Annotated in this window: 13 protein-coding genes; 8 read left to right on the top strand and 5 right to left on the bottom strand. The window is 31.0% G+C overall.

What is annotated here, in order from left to right; genetic code table 11:
* Nucleotides 1-80: 80 nt before the first annotated feature.
* Entirely contained in the window at nt 81-6128 is a 6048-nt protein-coding gene (locus N456_RS21800; protein ID WP_240315575.1) for an alpha-2-macroglobulin family protein, read from the bottom strand.
* A gap of 470 nt (nt 6129-6598) precedes the next feature.
* Here N456_RS21800 and N456_RS21795 point away from each other — a divergent pair, with 470 nt between their 5' ends.
* The gene (locus N456_RS21795; RefSeq protein ID WP_062062112.1) at nt 6599-7951 is read left to right on the top strand and encodes a UDP-N-acetylmuramate--L-alanine ligase; all 1353 of its coding nucleotides are present in this window, start codon (nt 6599-6601) and stop codon (nt 7949-7951) included.
* Nucleotides 7952-8467: 516 nt separating this feature from the next.
* On the opposite strand, the gene N456_RS21790 is transcribed toward N456_RS21795, so the two are convergent.
* Nucleotides 8468-8911: a hypothetical protein gene (locus N456_RS21790; protein WP_062062109.1), complete on the bottom strand. Its 444-nt coding sequence runs from the start codon at nt 8909-8911 to the stop codon at nt 8468-8470.
* Nucleotides 8912-9141: 230 nt separating this feature from the next.
* Between N456_RS21790 and radC the strand changes: the two genes are divergently transcribed.
* The 6 genes from radC (at nt 9142) to N456_RS21760 (ending at nt 14767) form a co-directional block, all read left to right on the top strand.
* Nucleotides 9142-9840, top strand: a complete 699-nt coding sequence (radC, locus tag N456_RS21785) for a RadC family protein (RefSeq protein ID WP_062062106.1) — start codon at nt 9142-9144, stop codon at nt 9838-9840.
* A gap of 162 nt (nt 9841-10002) precedes the next feature.
* On the top strand, nt 10003-11307 hold the full coding sequence (locus N456_RS21780) for a polysaccharide deacetylase family protein (RefSeq protein WP_062062103.1): 1305 nt from the start codon (nt 10003-10005) through the stop codon (nt 11305-11307).
* A complete protein-coding gene (locus N456_RS21775) occupies nt 11300-11986 on the top strand; it encodes a YjjG family noncanonical pyrimidine nucleotidase (RefSeq protein WP_062062100.1) in 687 nt (228 codons plus the stop codon). The genes N456_RS21780 and N456_RS21775 overlap by 8 nt, the downstream gene beginning before the upstream one ends.
* A gap of 48 nt (nt 11987-12034) precedes the next feature.
* Nucleotides 12035-12613, top strand: coding sequence for a hypothetical protein (locus N456_RS21770; protein ID WP_062062097.1), 579 nt, complete (start codon nt 12035-12037; stop codon nt 12611-12613).
* Nucleotides 12610-13995, top strand: a complete 1386-nt coding sequence (locus N456_RS21765) for a DUF5723 family protein (protein WP_148639409.1) — start codon at nt 12610-12612, stop codon at nt 13993-13995. Before N456_RS21770 ends, N456_RS21765 begins: the two co-directional genes overlap by 4 nt.
* A 4-nt stretch (nt 13996-13999) precedes the next feature.
* The gene (locus N456_RS21760; protein ID WP_062062091.1) at nt 14000-14767 is read left to right on the top strand and encodes a hypothetical protein; all 768 of its coding nucleotides are present in this window, start codon (nt 14000-14002) and stop codon (nt 14765-14767) included.
* 45 nt (nt 14768-14812) lie between these two features.
* On the opposite strand, the gene N456_RS21755 is transcribed toward N456_RS21760, so the two are convergent.
* Nucleotides 14813-16096, bottom strand: a complete 1284-nt coding sequence (locus N456_RS21755; RefSeq protein WP_062062088.1) for a replication-associated recombination protein A — start codon at nt 16094-16096, stop codon at nt 14813-14815.
* Between the two features lie 283 nt (nt 16097-16379).
* Between N456_RS21755 and N456_RS21750 the strand changes: the two genes are divergently transcribed.
* Nucleotides 16380-17135 (top strand): rhomboid family intramembrane serine protease, encoded by a 756-nt coding sequence (locus N456_RS21750; RefSeq protein WP_062062086.1) that lies wholly within the window; start codon nt 16380-16382, stop codon nt 17133-17135.
* Nucleotides 17136-17228: 93 nt separating this feature from the next.
* Here N456_RS21750 and rlmB read toward each other — a convergent pair whose 3' ends face one another.
* Together rlmB and N456_RS21740 are read right to left on the bottom strand one after the other, a co-directional pair.
* On the bottom strand, nt 17229-17963 hold the full coding sequence (rlmB, locus tag N456_RS21745) for a 23S rRNA (guanosine(2251)-2'-O)-methyltransferase RlmB (protein ID WP_062062084.1): 735 nt from the start codon (nt 17961-17963) through the stop codon (nt 17229-17231).
* Nucleotides 17964-18049: 86 nt separating this feature from the next.
* The gene (locus N456_RS21740; protein ID WP_082422619.1) at nt 18050-19492 is read right to left on the bottom strand and encodes a RagB/SusD family nutrient uptake outer membrane protein; all 1443 of its coding nucleotides are present in this window, start codon (nt 19490-19492) and stop codon (nt 18050-18052) included.
* Nucleotides 19493-19503: the final 11 nt, after the last annotated feature.

Below are 19503 nucleotides of genomic sequence, written 5' to 3'. Positions count from 1 at the left end.
AGTATAAATGGTTTTATATAACTCTCTCATCGTTTTTTTTTTGAAAACGATGAGAATTATATTTTTAAAGCAAGAGTTCTTTATTTAATATGTACTCTAACTCCTTCAGAATGGCTAGAAAATTCTGGGGCATACATACTCTGTATAGTTGTAACACCATTAGAAAAATCTCCTTTGTTATTTATACGTAAATCATACTCGAATACATGTACTCCTTTTGGAAGATAGTCAAAAAAGAAATTTGTAGAGGCATCTTTAGTACTTTCATAATAGCCTAACCCATCTTGCCATTTATATTGTGATATAACATTTATTGGTTCGAATCCAGAAGCTCGCATATCTTTCATGTGTACAAACTCCATTGCACGATCTGATTTTAATTCTATACGTACTCGTACCAGATCCCCTAACTTTAGGTTTGTTGCGGCAGTAATTTCGGTAATTTTTTCACCTGTATCAGTATTTTTCTTTAAAAACAATTTTTTCTTTATGGCTAATGGTGTTGAAGCAGAAGTAATTTTATCAAGATCTTCAAAATATTGCCAGTATAATGCCCCCCAAGCAATTCCCTTTCCTTTTTTAGAAATTTTGGCGGTTGCCATATTGGGCTTAATTTTAAGACTATTCCAAGAAGTTTTAAAATACCCTGTTCCTGCTTCGACTTTTATATCTTGTATAGTGTTAGGGTCAATTTTTTGATTTCCTAATGTGATTTCTACCATATCAGTAATGGATATCCAGTCGCTGCCTTGTAATAATAAAGCATATACAGCATCAGAAGTAGCCTTGGTAGTCTTCCAGCGATTTGTTTGTTTGTTTTTTAATAACCAGATCTTCAGATTATCAACAATTTCTGTGCGTTTTGGTTCTGCTTCTATTTCAGAAAAAACTTCAATCATTAAGGATTGTGTTTCTATTGGAGCCTGATACCAGAACCAGCTAGGGCTATTTGATTTCCAATACATTCCTAATTCTTCGCTAGAGATACTTTGTTCATCTAATGATCGGATAATTTTGCTAGATGTATTGCTGTCATTATTTCTATGAGTTATAAGAGCTAGCATTCCTTGTGCATAGAGACTTTGTTTTAACCAATATTTTTTAGATTGCCCTAGATAATAGTTCCAAGCTTCATTAGTGTTTTTAGGTCTTTTTATATCCTTAAAAAAACTACGCATGTATAAATAATGTATCTGGGTATAGCTTAGATGGTTTTTATCAATATCGATCTTGTTTTTATCACAATAGCGTTTTAATTCTTCATACTCTTTTACAAACCTTGCATCAAGAAACCTAATCGCATTCTGTAGCATACTAGCGGTATCATTATCGTATTGTGTAACTCCTAATTTTTTTAGATGTCCGAATCCTGTGATGATGTATTGTGTGATGAATCTGTTTTCACGCCCTCCTTGAAACCAAGGAAATCCTCCTGATCCATATTGCATTTGTCTTAGCTTTTGTAAAGAAGATTGCGACTCATTGGTCATTTTATTAAGATCAAACAGTAATGCAATTCTCTTTTTTTGCTCTGTTTCACTCAGGGCATCACGTAGCCAAGGAGTTTCTTGTATGATAAGGGATTTTAGTTCTTGGTTTTTTTCGAGATTACTTAATAATGCATCACTGGATTTCCATTGTGTAAATACTTCCTGAATTCTCGGATTAATACTGGCGATATGACTAGCTAATGTATTGGCATAGTATCTGGAAAATGTTTGCTCTGCACAGTCATATGGATACTCCATAAGATAAGGTAGTGCTTGTACGGCATACCAAGCAGGATTAGAGGTCATCTCTAATGTAAGTTTGTGATGTTTTAAACTGTTAGACTTGTTATTCTTTAATTTATTTAGTGTAAATGTCTTTGTTTGATCAGAACGAATCCACATGGGTAAAGTTTCTGTAACGAGCATTCGATTGCTTAATACAGGGAGTATGTTTTGCTCTCCATCAGAGAAATTCCCTGCTTTGGCAATAATTTTATATTGTATAGCTTGTATAGTATCTGGTATTATTAGTTCCCAAGATACATTAGTATTACCTTTAGCAGTAACATTAAAATTCTGAAGAGCCATAGTATTATGCAGCTCTGAATCAATTGCTTTGTTAGTCAATGCATCAAATAATTGTAATTGGATACTACCATTAAGGTCTTTGGTTGCTAGATTTGCAATTTTGGAACTTAGTATAATCTTATCTCCTTCTCGTAAAAATCTTGGCGGATTAGGAAGAATCATTAGTTCTTTTTGCGTTACAGTTTCTAAAGTTGTAGTAGCAGCATTTAGTTTTTTAGTATGTGCTAAAAGTTGTAATTTCCATTTAGTTAATGCTTCGGGAGCAGTAAAGTTAAAGCTGATATTACCTTCTGCATCTGTGGTCAATTTAGGGAAGAAGAAAGCAGTTTCTTGTAAGTTTTTCCGAATTTTAACTCCATCTATAGAGCGGTTCTTTTTTGATGTTTTACTATCATTTTTTGCCTGATCTTTTTCTGAGGGGAGGTCTGCAATTTTATCTTCATTATCACTAATTTTTGCTTCATTCATTTCCATTTCATCAGACATAGCTGCTAGAGGGGCAGATTTGCTCATTGCCATAGCATGGGGCGAACCACTTTCTTGAGGTGCATACACTCTGTTTCGACCCCTAAAATAGTGTTGACCAAAATATAACCCAAACCAGTTTAGTTGATCGTAGCTTTGATTACTGGGATGATAATTAGAATTATTATTGTTTTGTGTTCTGAATGATTGTATTCCAAAACTTTGTTTTTTGTTTCGATGGTATTGTGTATAGTATATAGGGTGATTGATAGGAGAAAAATACCATTGATGAGGTTTAAATTGATCTAATGAAGCATCATACATGCTGGCTAGTAATTCTGTACTAACTTTATCACCTTTAGGACCTTTGATTATAAAACTCCAAGTTTCTTGCTGACCAGGTAATAGTTTATCTCTAAACGTTTTGGTTTCGATACTAAGTTCTGAGGGTTCATAAGGTACCGGAACTATAATAGAACCGTTCTGATGACTATTGTAATTTACATAACTATAATTGATAGAGAATCCTCCTAAATCTTCTTTTGTAACAGGAATTTTAATGGTTTTGCTGTTTTTAGAGAGTTTGATAAGACGTGTCTCTATAATGTTGCGATTTTTCTCAATATCTACTGTGATTGTAATGTCTTCTGATGCAGAGCTGAATTTTGCAATCACATCATCTCCAATTTGGTAGCTGTCTTTATTAATAGAAATTTCAAATAATTGTTGATCACTAATCATTTTATCATCGTGGCTATATAAAGTAGTATATTTTATATCTTTTACTTCTTGTCCAAATCGATCTTTGGTATATAGCTCAACAGTATATTTACCTGATTCCCATTTTTTAATATTACCTAGTGATAACTGTTGTGCTCCTTTTTCATTTTCTTTTATGTTAGAAGTAGAAAAAGGTTTGTTTAGTACTAATTTTCCTTTTTTCCATTGGCGGTAATCATGTTCGTTTTTAAACGCATCATTAGGAAACAGTTTTTTAAACTCATCTTCTTTAAATCCTTCATAATCGGGAGCTTTCCAAGGACGAATACGTATTGGTTTACTAGGAGCTTGTAGCTTATAGATTTTAATTATACCAGAAGCTGGTACGGGCTCATTATTTAGATTTAGAGTAGTTATAGAAAGAGAATGATCGTTTTTAGTTTTATCAATTTTAGTATTGATTATGATGTTAGCATCTAGAGTATGGTACCCTACATTAACTAGAGTTGTGGTACTTCTTGTTTCTCCATTGATATCTGTTACATCTGCCGTAATTTCGTAAGTGAAAGTTGGTGTGTTTTCTTTGGCAACACTAGCATCTGGGAGAGCTTTAAATGCTATGGTGTACGCTCCTTTTTTATCAGTTATAGTTTCTCCATGTGTTATTTCTTGTGGTTCTACTGTATGTCGAGGATACCAGTAGCACCATAGTGGATATTGAACTTTTCTATGTACTCGATATACTACTTTGGCATCTGTAATTGTACTCCCTGCGTATGCGGTTGCTATCCCTGTAAGTTGTATAGAGTCGTTAACTTTATATGTTTTGGTTATAGGATTAAACGTAGTCTCGAATTTAGGACGTTTATATTCCTCTACAGAGAATGATGTGCTATTATAGTTATGGGTTTCTATAGTGTATACTCCGGTAAGTCCAGATGCGGGTAATATAAATTCACCACTAAAAGACCCGTATTCATTAGTTTTAAAATTTAACGTTCTTATATCTTGTCCATTTACATCTTTGAGCGTAGCAAAAGTGTTTTGGTTTGATAATACAGTATGTTCTTTTTTATCTGTAGATGACATCATAATCCCTTTAAAAAAGACTGTTTGCCCTGGTCTGTAGATGCTACGATCTGTAAATAAAAAAGTAGTTTGTATTGTTGAGGTACTACTGCTTGGCGTGTGGGTTTGATTTATATAATACCCGTCAAACTCTGCCTTATCTTTTTCATGCGAAACAGTAATATTTACATCATAATAATAAGTATTTGTTTTTAGATGGGCTTGTCCTTTAGCATCTGTAGTCAGAGTTTTGTTTAATTTTTTACCATATCCATTTTGATTATTGGTGTTTAGATGTATTGTAGCATTAGCAATAGGAGTTCCATTAGTACGGTTTAGAACTTGAAAAATTGACTTTTCGGGAGTTATGTTTTCTAACAATGCTAGATTACTGACCTGTGTACTTCCATAAGAAAACATACTATCTTTAGAGAGTTCTTTTGATATTGTTCCTAATATCAGATAAGTATTATGTTCTAGTTTAGGTACTATTACCTCGGTAGTGTGTGTTTGATAATCATGTTCATTGCAGATTTCGGTTTCCCAAGAAGTGTATAATGGTAAAGATTTTAAGAATTTAATCTGATCTTCGGTTTTGTATAATTTGTTTAAGCTTTTTAGTTGCTTAGGGGTTATTTTTAAAGCTTTAAAATAGAGTTTGCTCAGGTTTTTATAGGTAATTAATAATCTTCCAGATGTTTGCATCGGAATGTATTTTTCTGTTTTAATATCTAAAGCAGAAAGAAGTAGTTGATTTTTTAATGCACTGCATTTATCGGCACCTCTAGAATCTGGGAATTCTTTAATAATTGCATCACATAATTCTATAGCTTCGTTTAGTTTCCAGCGATGAGTTTCATCTTTTTCAGGGATATATGTAGCTCCTTCATTTTTGTATAATGTAGCAATTTCATATGCATATAGCGCAGAAGTACTATGAGTAGGAAATTTCTTTTTTTCGGACGATAGACATTCTAATAATATTTTGTTTTTATCTGTAAAAACAGCATTCTTAGAAACAAATTTTATCCGTTCTATGTTTACTTCAGCTAAGGCATCAAGGTTTTTGGTTCTGTTATGAAATTTTAGTAAGTTTTGATATAGTTTTAATGCATTAAATTGTAGTGATAATGAATCTTTAGTTTTTATGTCTAATGATGAAAATTTACTATGTTCTGTTAAATAAACACTGTCATTTATAGAGAAAGCATATGAGGGTTTGGTAATGTTTGTTTCAGAAGTTTTGTAAAACTCTAATGCGTTGTGTACGAGGAGATCATAGAGAGTAGGGCGATATTTTTTAGAATCTGTGGCTGTGGTTAAAATTTGGTCAAATTTTTTGAGATCTGTTTGTTGCGCTAAAACTCCATTCTGAAGCGATTTTTGATAATACGTATGTACTTCTGCAAATAATGTTTTTAGATCCCATGTTCTAAAATCTTCTTGGTCTACTTTTTCAGAAGTTTGTGTTCGGTTATAAAACTCCCATCTATTTTGTTGAAAATATTGCCAGTATAGATTTGCAAGAATACTTTCTAAAATATTTTTTTTTGGAAATTTACTATTATGAATCTCGTTTTTTAAATTTTTAATGACAGTTAATTGCGCATTTTCTTCTAATGGTAGTGTGTATTTTGATTTATGAAGTAATGCTTTTATGACTTGATTATCATTACCTTGTTTCTTAGCTTTATCATATATAGTTTCTACTATTTCTAATGCAGATTTTGGCAGCCCTTGTTGGTTGAAATCTTCAACTTTTTTCCAATCATTTTGATAAATATTCTGACTATTCATAACATATAGGTTTGATATGCAGATTATAATAAGGACGATATGCTTTTTCATCATAGATGTATTAGGTTGTGAAACAAATGAAAACAAGTCTTGTGCCATTTTGTACAGTAACGCTTATAATAAATATTATAGTATAAAACTACGTATAACGAAATGAGTTGGAGGCATTTTACATTATAAATCAAAGTTAAAAACAAATCTGAGGTATCTAACTTCTCTTTTTCATTCGATACTTTAAAATAAAACGGCAATTTCTTTATAAATTATATATGTGCAAAGAAAGTATTTAAAAATAGTTTGTAAAATGATAAATTAGGGAACAGTGTATTTTGTTTAGTATAAGAGGGAGATTTTTGAGTCTTTTAACTATTAATAGAAATCATCTTATGTGTTTTCTATTTTTTCATTACATCATTTTTTCATTAGCTCATTGTTAATTGTATCTTTACTCTTGTATTTAAGAATTAGCTATGCGTATACATTTTATAGCTATTGGTGGGAGTGCAATGCATAACCTAGCGATAGCATTACATCAAAAAGGATATCAGGTAACAGGTAGTGATGATACTATTTTTGAGCCTTCGAAATCAAGATTGGAAAAATATGGACTATTACCTGATGAGTTTGGGTGGTTTCCAAAAAAAATATCTTCAGATCTTGATGTTATTATCTTAGGAATGCATGCTAAAGAAGATAATGAAGAACTTCTTAGGGCACAAGAGTTAGGCTTGAAAATATATTCATACCCAGAGTTTTTATATGAACAGTCTAAGGATAAAACTCGTGTAGTTATTGGGGGGTCTCATGGAAAAACTACAATTACGTCAATGATTTTACATGTGCTACACTATCATGAAAAAGAGGTGGATTATATGGTAGGGGCTCAATTAGAGGGGTTTGATACTATGGTACATCTTACAGAGGATAATGATTTTATAGTATTGGAAGGAGATGAATATTTATCATCACCTATTGATCGCAGACCAAAATTCCATTTGTATCAGCCTAATATAGCTTTGGTTAGCGGAATTGCTTGGGACCATATCAATGTATTTCCTACTTTTGATACTTATGTCGACCAGTTTAGAATTTTTATGAATTCTATCGTTAATGGGGGGGCACTAGTATATAATGAAGAGGATATTGAGGTAAAAAAACTAGCTGAGTTAGCAGAAGTACCGATGCGTAAATTTCCTTATGAGACACCACAATATAGGGTAGAAGATGGAGAAACATTGCTGGATACTCCAGAAGGAGAAATGCCTATTGAAATATTTGGAGCTCATAATTTAAGCAACCTAGCTGGAGCTAAATGGATTTGTCAACATATGGGAGTTGATGAGGATGATTTTTATGAGGCTATCGCATCTTTTAAAGGAGCATCAAAACGATTAGAAAAAATTGCAGAGAATAATACTACGGTTGTATATAAAGATTTTGCACATAGCCCTTCTAAAGTAAGTGCGACTACAAAGGCAGTTAAAGAACAATATCAAAATAGAAATGTTATTGCTTGTCTGGAGCTACATACTTATAGTAGTCTTAATGCAGAGTTTTTAAAAGAATATATGGGAGCTTTGGATGCAGCAGATGAGGCTGTAGTGTTTTACTCTCCTAATGCTGTAAAAATTAAGCGACTTAAAGAAATTTCTGTTACTCAAATAGCAGAAGCTTTTAATAGAGATGATCTAATTATTTATACTGATCCGGAGAATTTTAAAGCATACTTAAAACAAAAAGATTTTTCTGATTCTGCTGTATTGTTAATGAGTAGTGGTAATTATGGTGGATTGGATTTTGAAGAAGTAAAATCTATGATTTAATCTATCATAGCATATTTAATGCCTCATTGAGGGTTTATAATTCCTCGACACCAAAATATTTTTATGGAAGCATACCTTGTGAGCTTGCTCGAGGTTGTCGTTTTTTTATTATCAATAGTCAAATGCTTCTTCATATAAGAATCATATGATTTTCAAAAATGATATAATAATGAATGCTTCGAAAGTAGTTTTTAGAGAGTTTAGAATAAACAAATAGTTATACATTAAACTGTTGAAGATGGTGGTTTAAGTGCTTGTATTACATTTTTCCTCATTGTTCGCTAGTAAATTCCCCAAACATTGGATGAGGGGTATCATTTTTGTCGATCTTTTTGGCTAGAAAATTCAATTATGAGTTTTAAAAGAATTTTTTTTCATTTTCAAAATCTTTCTGATCAAATAAGGATTCCGTACATATGTTTTTGAGATGAGCAGTATTCAAAAATAACATTTTTGTATAAAAAAAAGCTAATCATTATGATTAGCTTTCAATACTATAATTAGGGGTATATTTTTTTAACTTACTTCATCAAAGAATAAACTTAAGAAACCATCTAAATCGTCATTTGTGGCGATATCTTTTGGGGTTCCTAAATTAATCATTAAAGGTTGATCCTTAATTGTTCCTTGTAGAAAATACTGAAAAGTGGTACCCATTTTAAATTTGTATCCTTTCAGTTGAGCTCCAAAAGAGGTGAATGTCACTTCTGATTTATTACTATTGCTTTCTGCAAAAGCACTTATTGTAGCATCAAAAACAGCAGATAACATATCATCGCTATAGTAGTCCCATTTAATAGATGTACCGTTACAAGCTTGTAATTCATATACAGATTTTGCTTGACATCCATTAGGTACTTGTATGTTATTTCCTACTAAATTTAGAAACGAAATTTTTTTGTCCTGCCCGTAAAAACTTAATGTTGCAAGAAGTAAAACGAAAGTAAAAATATTCTTCATAAATAGGTTCATTTGAAAGTATTAATGTGTTCATTATTCAATTAAGGGTGTCCAAATATAGTAAAACTTTCATTTTCAAACAAATATATATACTAAAATTATATAGTATAGATCGTCTTATTATATAGCTTTGAATATATTTTTTATGCAATAAGGTATTGTAATTGAGATAAATAGTTTATACTTATATCTAGAATAAATAGAATGTTTTTAACAGTTAAAATGATTAAATGAGTGAATTAAATTCTTCATTCTCCATCAAGGAATGGAGTGAAAATGATCGTCCAAGAGAGAAATTAATCGCTAAAGGGAAGAATACATTAACAGATGCAGAATTGATTGCAATACTAATAGGATCAGGGAATCGAGAAGAAAGTGCGGTTGCATTGAGCAAGCGTATTTTAGCTAGTGTTGATCATAAAATTAATGCTTTGGGTAAATTATCAGTACATCAATTGATGCACTTTAAAGGTATCGGAGAAGCAAAAGCAATAACAATTGTTGCTGGTATGGAGTTAGGAAGAAGGAGGAGAGAAGAAAATGTAGTGAGTATTCCAAAGATTACAAGTAGCAAGGATGCTTTTCATCTTTTGTATCCTATAATTGGAGATCTTGAACACGAAGAGTTTTGGGTGTTATTTTTAAATAACGCAAATAAAGTTATCCAAAAGAAACAAATTAGTGTTGGAGGTAAAACAGGGACTTTAGTCGATGCACGGATTGTTTTTAAATCTGCATTAGAGTACAATGCTACAAGTATAGTTATTGGTCATAACCATCCTAGTGGAGCAGTACAGCCAAGTCAATCAGATAAAATATTGACTCAGAAATTAAAACAAGCAGGTTTAACTTTAGATATCAAATTAATAGATCACCTTGTTGTTACAGAAAAAAGCTATTTTAGCTTTGCTGATGAATCTATATTATAATATGTACTAATTGAATTTCTAAAACACTTAATTTAAATTGTTTTTGTTCTGAGAATATTGATAGGAAACTAACGAATTAAAAGTAATTTAGATGTTTGATAGATATAAAATTAATGAATGGATAGCATCATAATTTTAAAATTATAATTAGTAATTAGAAGTATGTTATTAATTCACGTACAGAAAATCACTCCTAGAGTATCGTATACGTTTAAACAAATATGCAAGCGTATTTTAGGTTTAGAAATTGATCTGACTTCTAAAATAGAAGCATTTATAGCTCATGATGGACCCAAGTTTTCATATGGAAAACAACCATTAGGAAAAGAACTTTATTTTCAGAGTGTTGATCTTCTTTTTGAGCATGGCTTGAATGATATAGAGATTTTGGTATCTGATTGGGAGGAAACAAAATGTTTTTTCGAAGTTAAACATATTGATGCTGCACTACCATATGATATTTTTTCTGCTACTTTTTACCTTTTAACTCGATATGAAGAATATTTGCCACATGTAAAGGATGAAAAAGGATGTTTTCCTGCTACAGAAAGTATCGGATATACTTATGGTTTTTTACAAGACCCAGTAGTAGACATATGGGGATATAAATTTAGAAAAGTCCTTTTGGATAAATATCCTAACCTTCAGTTTCAAGAAAAAAAATTTAGTATTATACCTGTTATTTCTGTAGCTCAGACTTTTGTATATAAAAATAAAGGTATTTTAAGATTTGTAGGAGGTATGATTAGAGATGTATGGTATCTAAAATTGGATAAACTAACAGATAGAATAAAAGTTGCTATAGGAGTTAAAAAAGATCCTTATAATACGTTTGATTTTATAATTCAGTTACAAAAAACAAAAAAACGAAGAGCTAAAGTATTATTTGGATTAGGAGACTATTCTAATTATGAAAAAAATATAGGGTATAACCGCCCACATCATCGCAAAATAATAAAACATATAGCGGATTATACAGATGTAGGCTTAAAAGTTTCATACGAAGCTATATCGGATTTGTTAGTTTTAAAAAAAGAGAAATTACGAATAGAAAATATACTTAATAGAAGATTGCAACATGTGGTTTGTTCTTTTTTTAAAATAAAATTACCAGAAGCATATCGTAATTTTATTGAGTTAGAGATAGGAGAGGATTATTCGATGGGATATTCAAAATATTCTGGTTTTAGGGCAGGTACCTGTACACCATTTATGTTTTATGACCTTGATTATGAGGTGCAGACTCCTTTAGTAGTGTATTCTTTTTGTTTTGCTAATCAAGAAGGGAGAGATGATATTAAGGATTCGATATCTGCAAGAAAAGAAATAACAGCATATCTTGATAAGATAAAAAAGGTAAATGGAATTTTTATTCCTGTTTTTAGTAATACATTATTAAGTGAATTAAAAGGGCAGGTATTTTGGAAATCAATTTTAAAATTTATTTGGACTATAGAAGATGAATAATACGATAAAACATATTTTTTTTGACCTCGATCATACATTATGGGATTTTGATAAAAACTCGTCGCTAGCATTTCAGATGATATTCGAAAAATATAATATTGATATTAGAGTTCCAGATTTTTTGAGTATATACCAACCAATAAATCTAAAATATTGGAAATTATATAGAGAGGATAATGTAACCAAACAAGAACTTAGAAGAGGACGATTTATAGAGGCTTTTTCTTATCTAGGAAAAAAGTTCTCGATACAGGTTATAGATAAAATGTCTGATGATTATATTGATTTTTTACCACTTAATAATTATTTAATTGATGGAGCGAAAGATCTGTTAGAATATCTTAATCCTAAATATAATCTACACATTATTACTAATGGTTTTACAGGAGTACAAAAAAGAAAACTATCAAGTTCAGGAATACTACATTATTTTGATACTATAACAGATAGTGAAGTAGCAGGTGTAAAGAAACCAAATCCATTTATTTTTAAACAAGCAATACAGAAATCCGGAGCAAAACTAGAAAATAGTATGATGATAGGTGATAATTATGAAGCAGATATTAAGGGAGCAGAAGCAGCTGGATTACGAACACTATGTTTTAATTATCATAAAGAAAAATTACCGACTCAATATCTTCAGGTATCTGAATTAAAACAAATTAAAATTCATCTATAAAGATAAATATTTGTATTTTAGTTATTTAGCAATCGTTTTTACCCTAAAATGAAAATAAAAAAAATACATGTATTGTTATGCTTTTTGGCTATAGTATTGTTGTCTAATTCTTGTGTAAAAGATGTTGATTTTGATCAGGTAGATGATGTGGTACTTACTCCTGTTTATGAAATAGATTTTATTTATTCTAAGTTTGATACGAGTCGTTTTGTCAATTTTAATATAGGAGTTCCTGTTGTTACTATTCCCGAAATAATAATGAGGGATACACTAAATTATGACTTTTTAGGAACTGATTTTGTAATTGATCATTTAGCACGAATTGAATTAACGTTTGAGTTTAAGAATACGATTAAACAGGATTTTACATTTGATTTTACATTTTTGAATGCTAATAATGAGCAAATAGGTCCATTGTATAATATGGTTGCTGCTATGGGTGACGGAAAAGAAAGTGATGCAGTTGTAACAACAGAAATTATTGTTTTTGATACTGTAGCAATAAATCGTTTTAAGAGAGCTAAAAAATTGATTTCTTCGATGCGTATACAAAACGTAAGGAGTGATGCGCAAGGGATTCTCGAATTGAAATCAAAAGGGACATACTTTTTTAATTATAAGAGATGAGGTTTTCTGTATTCTTACTTATGGTTTTGTGGGGAGTTTTTATGCATTCTCAAAATAAAGAATTATTATATGATTTTACAGATCTTCCTCAATCTTTAATCAGTAACCCTGGTACTGATGTGAAGTTTGATTACCACTTAGGGGTTCCTTTTTTATCCCATTTTCATCTTAATGTGGGATTAAGAGGAGCTTCTTTATATGATGTTTTTGCAGATGATGATAGAAGTATAAATGATAAGATAGCTCAAACATTACATAAACTTACAAGTAATGATTATATAACTATAACACAGCAATTGGCACTTGTTGATTTTGGATGGAGGAGTAAGAAAAATGATAAAATGTATTTTTCTGGTGGAATTTATCAAGAATTAGATGTGATAGGGTATTTTCCTAAAGATTTTGCTGTTCTTGCGTATCAAGGAAACCAAGATTTTTTAAATCAACCATTTCGTTTTTCTTCTATAAATGGCTCAAGCGAATTATTAGCGATATATCATTTTGGCTACACAAAAAAAATAAATAAGAAACTTACTTTTGGAGCTAGAGCAAAACTATACTCCAGTATGTTTCATATACGTAGTGCCAAAAACAAAGGAACTTTTACTACTGTGGAGACTCCACAAGGAAATAATACGTATCAACATGTAATACGTAATGCAGATGTAACTGTTAGAACATCAGGATATAGATCCCTTAAAGATTTGGAACAAAAAGAAGTAGTTGATAAATTAATAGGAAAAGCATTATTAGGAGGTAATTTAGGATTAGGTGTAGATCTCGGATTTACTCACAAAATAAATAAGCAATTAGTAGTTACAGGAAGTGTAAATGATCTAGGAGTGATTGTGTATACTAAAGACGTAGAAACTTACCAAGCACGAGGTAATTATATTTTTGAAGGATTTGAAACTCCAATTCAGTTTTCTGGGCGAAACCCTCAGAATTTCTTTGATGAATTAAAAAAAGCACTTTCACTTGATACTTTGAGCACTACATATATAGCAATGCGCCCTTTAAAGCTGAATGGATCTATGAAATATTCTTTTAATCGATATGACGATGGGACTTGTGAGTGTTTTCAAAATGGAGAACAACCTCCTTATATGGATGCTTTTGGAGCGCAATTATTTATGCAATTTAGGCCTAAAAGACCACAATATGCAGCTTCACTATTTTATTATAAAAGATTATCTAATTTCTTGAGAACTAAAGTAGCATATACAATTGATGATTATTCTTATTTTAACATAGGATTCTTGATGTCAATTCATATTAATAAAATTAATTTTTATCTTTCGGCTAATAATTTATTAGAATATGCTAATCTTGCAAAAGCAAGAGGTATTTCTTTGCAACTAGGTTTTAATGTTATAATGTGATTGTATGTTACGTATTTTATTTTTAGGGTTTATTTTGATTTCAATGCATAGTGCTAAAGCACAAGGAAGTATTAATGATTATAAGTATATTGTTGTTCCCAAAAACTATAGTTTTTTAAAAGGTGACGATATGTATCAATTGAATTCTCTTACTAATTTTTTATTTAATAAATATGGCTTTGAAGCGTATATGCAAGGGAATGAATACCCTAAAGATCTTAAAGATAATGGTTGTAAAGCATTAAGAGCTGATCTAAAACGAAAATCTAGTATGTTTGTAACTAAGCTTACACTAGATTTAATAGATTGTAATGGTACTATAATTTATACATCTGAAGAAGGTAAGAGTAGAGAAAAAGAGTTTAAGAAGGCATATCATGAAGCATTGAGAGATTTATTTAAAAGTGTTAAGACTCTTAATTATAAGTATAGTGGAGATAAAAAAGAAGATACTGTAAAAAAAGAGAGAGTTAAATCCCCAGAGATAAAAGAAAAAGTAGTTATATCGTCTCCTTCAGAAAACTTGATAACATATTTGTACAATGATGTAAATTATATATTCAAAAAGCAAGAATATGGCTACGAGTTATTTAAAAAAGAAGTACAGGTTTCTATTGGTAAAGCTTTTAAATCTACAAATGGGCAAAGTTATATAGTAGATGCAGGTGATTTAAGTGGTCATGGATATTTTGATAACTACGGAAATTTTATATTAGAGCGTATTAATCCTTTAACAAGTAAATTAATTACAGATACACTCGCAAGACAATAATTTTTTTAGTTGTGATATAGTTTGATTCTTATAAGATATGTATAGTTAATATCCATATTTTTTATTCCACCTAGATTTGAGAAATGTTCTAAAGGAATTTTCCCTTTGATTATTTCCTGGATCATATAGCTTAGTGTTTTTTACTTCATCAGGAAGAAATTCTTGTTGAATAAAATTATTTTCATGATCATGTGAATATTTATAATCTTCTCCATAACCTAGCTCTTTCATTAATTTAGTGGGAGCGTTTCGAAGATGTAAAGGAATGGATAAATCACCTGTTTGCTTAACTAATTGCTGAGCCTTATTTATCGCTATGTATGAGGCATTACTTTTTGGAGAAGAGGCAAGATATACAGCACATTGACTTAATATAATTCTGGCTTCTGGATATCCAATCGTATTTACAGCCTGAAAAGAGTTGTTGGCTAGAATCAGAGCAGTTGGATTAGCATTTCCGATATCTTCAGAAGCTAATATGATCAGCCTTCTGGCGATAAATTTAAGATCTTCGCCACCTTCAATCATACGAGCTAACCAATATACAGCAGCATTGGGATCACTACCACGAATAGATTTGATAAAAGCAGAAATAATATCATAATGTTGTTCCCCTGTTTTATCATATCGTACTGTGTTTTGCTGTACCAGTTTTAAAACGAGATCATTGGTAATTATGATAGGTTCTTGATCTTGACTAGAGATGATGAGTTCAAAAATATTTAATAATTTGCGAGCATCTCCACCGCTTAATTTTAGCAAAGACTCAGTCTCCTGAAGAGTTATTGTTTTAGTTTTTAAGTAGTCATCTTCTTGCATAGCTCTATTTAGTAAAGCTTCTAATTCATCTTTTCCAAAAGGATTAAGAGTATAGACCTGACAGCGAGATAATAAAGCAGGAATTACCTCAAAACTAGGATTTTCTGTAGTTGCACCGATAAGAGTTACCCATCCTTTTTCTACAGCGCCTAACAATGAATCTTGCTGTGATTTACTAAAACGATGAATTTCATCAATAAATAGGATAGGGTTTTTAGCTGTAAATAGGCCTCCACTTTGCTTAGCTCTATCAATAACTTCTCTTACTTCTTTAACACCACTATTTATTGCACTAAGCGTATAAAAAGGTCTTCCTGATTCACTAGAAATAATATTAGCCAGAGTTGTTTTTCCTACACCAGGAGGTCCCCAAAGGATTAATGATGGGATAATTCCTTTTTTTATTTGTTGAGTTAGAGAACCATTATTACCTATCAAATGTTCTTGACTAAGATATTCTTCTAAAGATTTTGGACGTATCCGCTCTGCTAAAGGTTTGTTTGCGTTCATTTATTTGTAATTTTCATCTTAAAACTTAGACCGATTAGGTAATACTAATTTCTAATAATGTAAATATAATAATGATGTATGTTTATTAAAGACAAATTTACAAAGCTTCATTGGATCTATAGAGAAAATAAATCAATCATAAAATAAGTTAGTAGTAGTGATAGAGTTAGTTATATTTTAATTTTAATTATGATGTAAACTCATGAAAAGAGAAAAATCATTAAAACCTGCCATTTTATCGGTTTTTATATTTTGGACTTTTTTTTGATATATTTTTAGTGTTATGAAAGAAGAAAGCATTGATTTTAAATTTAGTACAGGAGTAGTGGGATACCCATTATTGTTTGTGTTACTTATATGGATAGTTTTTTGGGTCGAAATTCGATTTGGATTTGATTTTAATTATCTTGGCATATACCCAAGAACATTTACTGGATTAAGAGGGATCATATTTTCTCCATTTATCCATGCTGATATTTCTCATTTATGGCATAATACACTACCATTATTAATATTATCAATGGCGTTGTTCTTTTTTTATCAAAAAAATGCATGGAAAGTGTTGATATTAGGTTTTTTTTTAACAGGTTTTTTGACTTGGATATTAGGACGCCCTGCAAATCATATTGGAGCAAGTGGAGTGATTTATATGCTCTTTGGTTTTTTGTTTTTTAAAGGAGTTGTAGCTAAACACTTTCGATTGATTGCATTATCACTTATTGTAGTTTTTATTTATGGAAGTATGGTAGTATATGTATTGCCGATAGATCCTAAGATTTCTTGGGAAGGCCACTTGTCAGGGATCATATCAGGAGCTGTATTGGCGTTTTTTATAAAGAAAGGTATAGTTTCTCCAGAGAAATATAATTGGGAGTCTGAAAATTATGATCCAGAAAAAGATGAGTTTTTACAGCATTTTGATGAAAATGGAAACTTTATTGAAAACGCTATGCCGGAAAATATAGAGCAAGAAATTGAAGTGATTTATGAATATAAACCTGATTCCGAACGTTCTTCAAAAACTAAAAATGAAGATTAAAATTTCCAAAAATAACAGTAAGATAAAGGTGTATTCTGTGATGTAATTAATTATTTTGTATTTATGTGATAAACGAGACAACTAATATTATACCTACAATCGTTGTCTAATGGTTTCATATAAAAATACACCACAAGCAACAGATACATTTAGAGAAGCAATGTCTCCATACATGGGTAATTTTGCTTGTTGATCTACTAGTTTTAAGACTGATGATGATACTCCTTTACCTTCACTACCCATAACAATTGCTATAGGCGTAGTTAGATCAATATCATAAATAGTATTAGTGGTCTTCTCTGTAGCAGCTAGTACCTGTATTCCTGATCCTTGTAAGTAAAACATAGCATCTTTTATGTGATCTACTTTACATATAGGAATTTTAAATATTGCACCTGCAGAAGTTTTAATGGTATCAGCAGTAACAGGAGCGCCTCCCTTTTTTTGAATAATAATACCATCTACTCCTGTACACTCCGCAGTTCTGATAATAGCACCAAAATTGCGAACATCAGAAAGTTGATCCAAAATTAAAAACAAGGGTGTTTTTCCTGATTCTATTACATTTAGAACTAGATTTTCAAGATCATAAAAATCGATAGGAGAGATGTAAGCAACAGCACCCTGGTGGTTCTTTCGAGTAAGTCTATTTAATTTTTCTACAGGAACATATGTCATAGTAATATTATGCTTTTTTACTAAGCTCATTAATTCCTTAGCCAAGTCACCTTGTAGCCCTTTTTGGATGAATAACTTATCTACGGTTTTGCCAGAGGTGATAGCTTCTATTATAGCTCTAATACCAAAAACTAGGGATTCTTCTTTCATAGGGAGTAAAGGTAGTTATAAAAAAAAATATCCCGATGAAATTTCATCGGGATATTTTTTCTATGTATTATATTTCTAAAAATAAATTAGTAACCAGGATTCTGATTAAAATCAGGGTTCACATTTCTTTCAGAGATAGGAATCGGAAGTTGAAATCTAAAATTTCCTGCAGAAACCGTCTGTGCTACAGGAGGTGTTCCTGTACCATCAATAAGGTCTCCTTTATTAGATCTATTAAGATCTTCCCCTCTTCTTTTGATATCAAAAAAACGATGACCTTCAAAAGCTAGCTCTATCCTTCTATTAAATTGAATAGCATCTTCTAAAGCTGCTCCTGTTTCACCACCTGCTCCTGCTCCACCATTTCTTTCTGCACGTAGCAAATCTAAAGTAGCAAGGGCTTCAGTTGTTTTACCTAACTCATATTGAGCTTCTGCTTTGTTTAAAATTACTTCAGCAGCTCTTAATACTTTGATATCTACTCTACCATTATTCTCTCCTGCTTCTCCAAGGAATTTTTTCACTGCATTATAATCATTACCTTCCCACTTTCCTACAAATCGCATAGCAGCTTTTCTTGGATCAGTATCAGGAATGCTGTTATAGAATTCATGATCTATAACATATTCAGACCTAACACCATCATCATTAGATTGATTATATAAAACCCCAACATTATTATTACGAGTTTCGGTTGCAGAATTAATTGCTAGAGTAAAAACGATACCATCTTGTGTAACATCTGTATATAAATCATCTAGTTTGTCACCTTTTATTATTTTAGTAGTTACTTTATCAGCAGCATCAATAGCTTTTTGATAATCTCCATTGTATAAATATACTCTAGATAGAATCCCATTAATAGAATTTTTGTTAAATCTTTCTAATCCATTGTCTACTCCTACTAGTGTAAGAGCTTTCTCCAAATCTTCTATTATTTCAGTATAGTTTGCTGCAACAGTTTCTCGCTTAGGTTTAGCTAATTCATCTTCAGTATCTCCATCTTCAGCTTTTATATACGCTACTCCAAGAGAACCATTAGCATCATCACTTTGAGTAGGGATTTTTGCATATATTCTTGCTAAATCAAAATGAGCATATGCTCTAATAGCTAGTGCTTGCCCTAAAATATTATCTCGATCTTCTCCAGCAGGCAAATTATCTATTTGTTTAATAACTGTATTTGCAGTTCTAATAGAATTGTAAGCTTTATAGAAATAAAGAGAAACAGGACCTAAAGTATTAGGGTTGTATGTGTATTCATAATAATCTCGGTTTGAAAGTCTTCCTGAACGTGATATGATCACATTATCAGAAAGAATATCAGGTATACCTTGTAGACCAGAGCCAGCATCTTCATAATATAGTCTCATTTGCTGTAGTGCTCCATCTACACCTAGTTGAAAAGTTCTAACTGAGTTAAAAAAGGTCGATGGATCCCCTTGAGAGAAAGGCTTAAGATCCTCTATTTCATCATTACAACTGGTAACGAAGAATAGTGTTATTAATATTATTAAATATTTTTTCATTTTATATATAT

The organism is Aquimarina longa SW024 (assembly GCF_001401755.1).
Classification (GTDB): Bacteria; Bacteroidota; Bacteroidia; order Flavobacteriales; family Flavobacteriaceae; genus Aquimarina; species Aquimarina longa.
This window is presented reverse-complemented; position numbering and strand designations above follow the sequence as displayed.

Excerpts from the sequence above, each read along its gene's own strand:
- N456_RS21800 (WP_240315575.1), bottom strand. The coding sequence starts at position 6,128 with ATGAATAGTCAGAATATTTATCAAAATGATTGGAAAAAAGTTGAAGAT.
- N456_RS21795 (WP_062062112.1), top strand. The coding sequence starts at position 6,599 with ATGCGTATACATTTTATAGCTATTGGTGGGAGTGCAATGCATAACCTA.
- N456_RS21790 (WP_062062109.1), bottom strand. The coding sequence starts at position 8,911 with ATGAAGAATATTTTTACTTTCGTTTTACTTCTTGCAACATTAAGTTTT.
- radC (WP_062062106.1), top strand. The coding sequence starts at position 9,142 with ATGAGTGAATTAAATTCTTCATTCTCCATCAAGGAATGGAGTGAAAAT.
- N456_RS21780 (WP_062062103.1), top strand. The coding sequence starts at position 10,003 with ATGTTATTAATTCACGTACAGAAAATCACTCCTAGAGTATCGTATACG.
- N456_RS21775 (WP_062062100.1), top strand. The coding sequence starts at position 11,300 with ATGAATAATACGATAAAACATATTTTTTTTGACCTCGATCATACATTA.
- N456_RS21770 (WP_062062097.1), top strand. The coding sequence starts at position 12,035 with ATGAAAATAAAAAAAATACATGTATTGTTATGCTTTTTGGCTATAGTA.
- N456_RS21765 (WP_148639409.1), top strand. The coding sequence starts at position 12,610 with ATGAGGTTTTCTGTATTCTTACTTATGGTTTTGTGGGGAGTTTTTATG.
- N456_RS21760 (WP_062062091.1), top strand. The coding sequence starts at position 14,000 with ATGTTACGTATTTTATTTTTAGGGTTTATTTTGATTTCAATGCATAGT.
- N456_RS21755 (WP_062062088.1), bottom strand. The coding sequence starts at position 16,096 with ATGAACGCAAACAAACCTTTAGCAGAGCGGATACGTCCAAAATCTTTA.
- N456_RS21750 (WP_062062086.1), top strand. The coding sequence starts at position 16,380 with ATGAAAGAAGAAAGCATTGATTTTAAATTTAGTACAGGAGTAGTGGGA.
- rlmB (WP_062062084.1), bottom strand. The coding sequence starts at position 17,963 with ATGAAAGAAGAATCCCTAGTTTTTGGTATTAGAGCTATAATAGAAGCT.
- N456_RS21740 (WP_082422619.1), bottom strand. The coding sequence starts at position 19,492 with ATGAAAAAATATTTAATAATATTAATAACACTATTCTTCGTTACCAGT.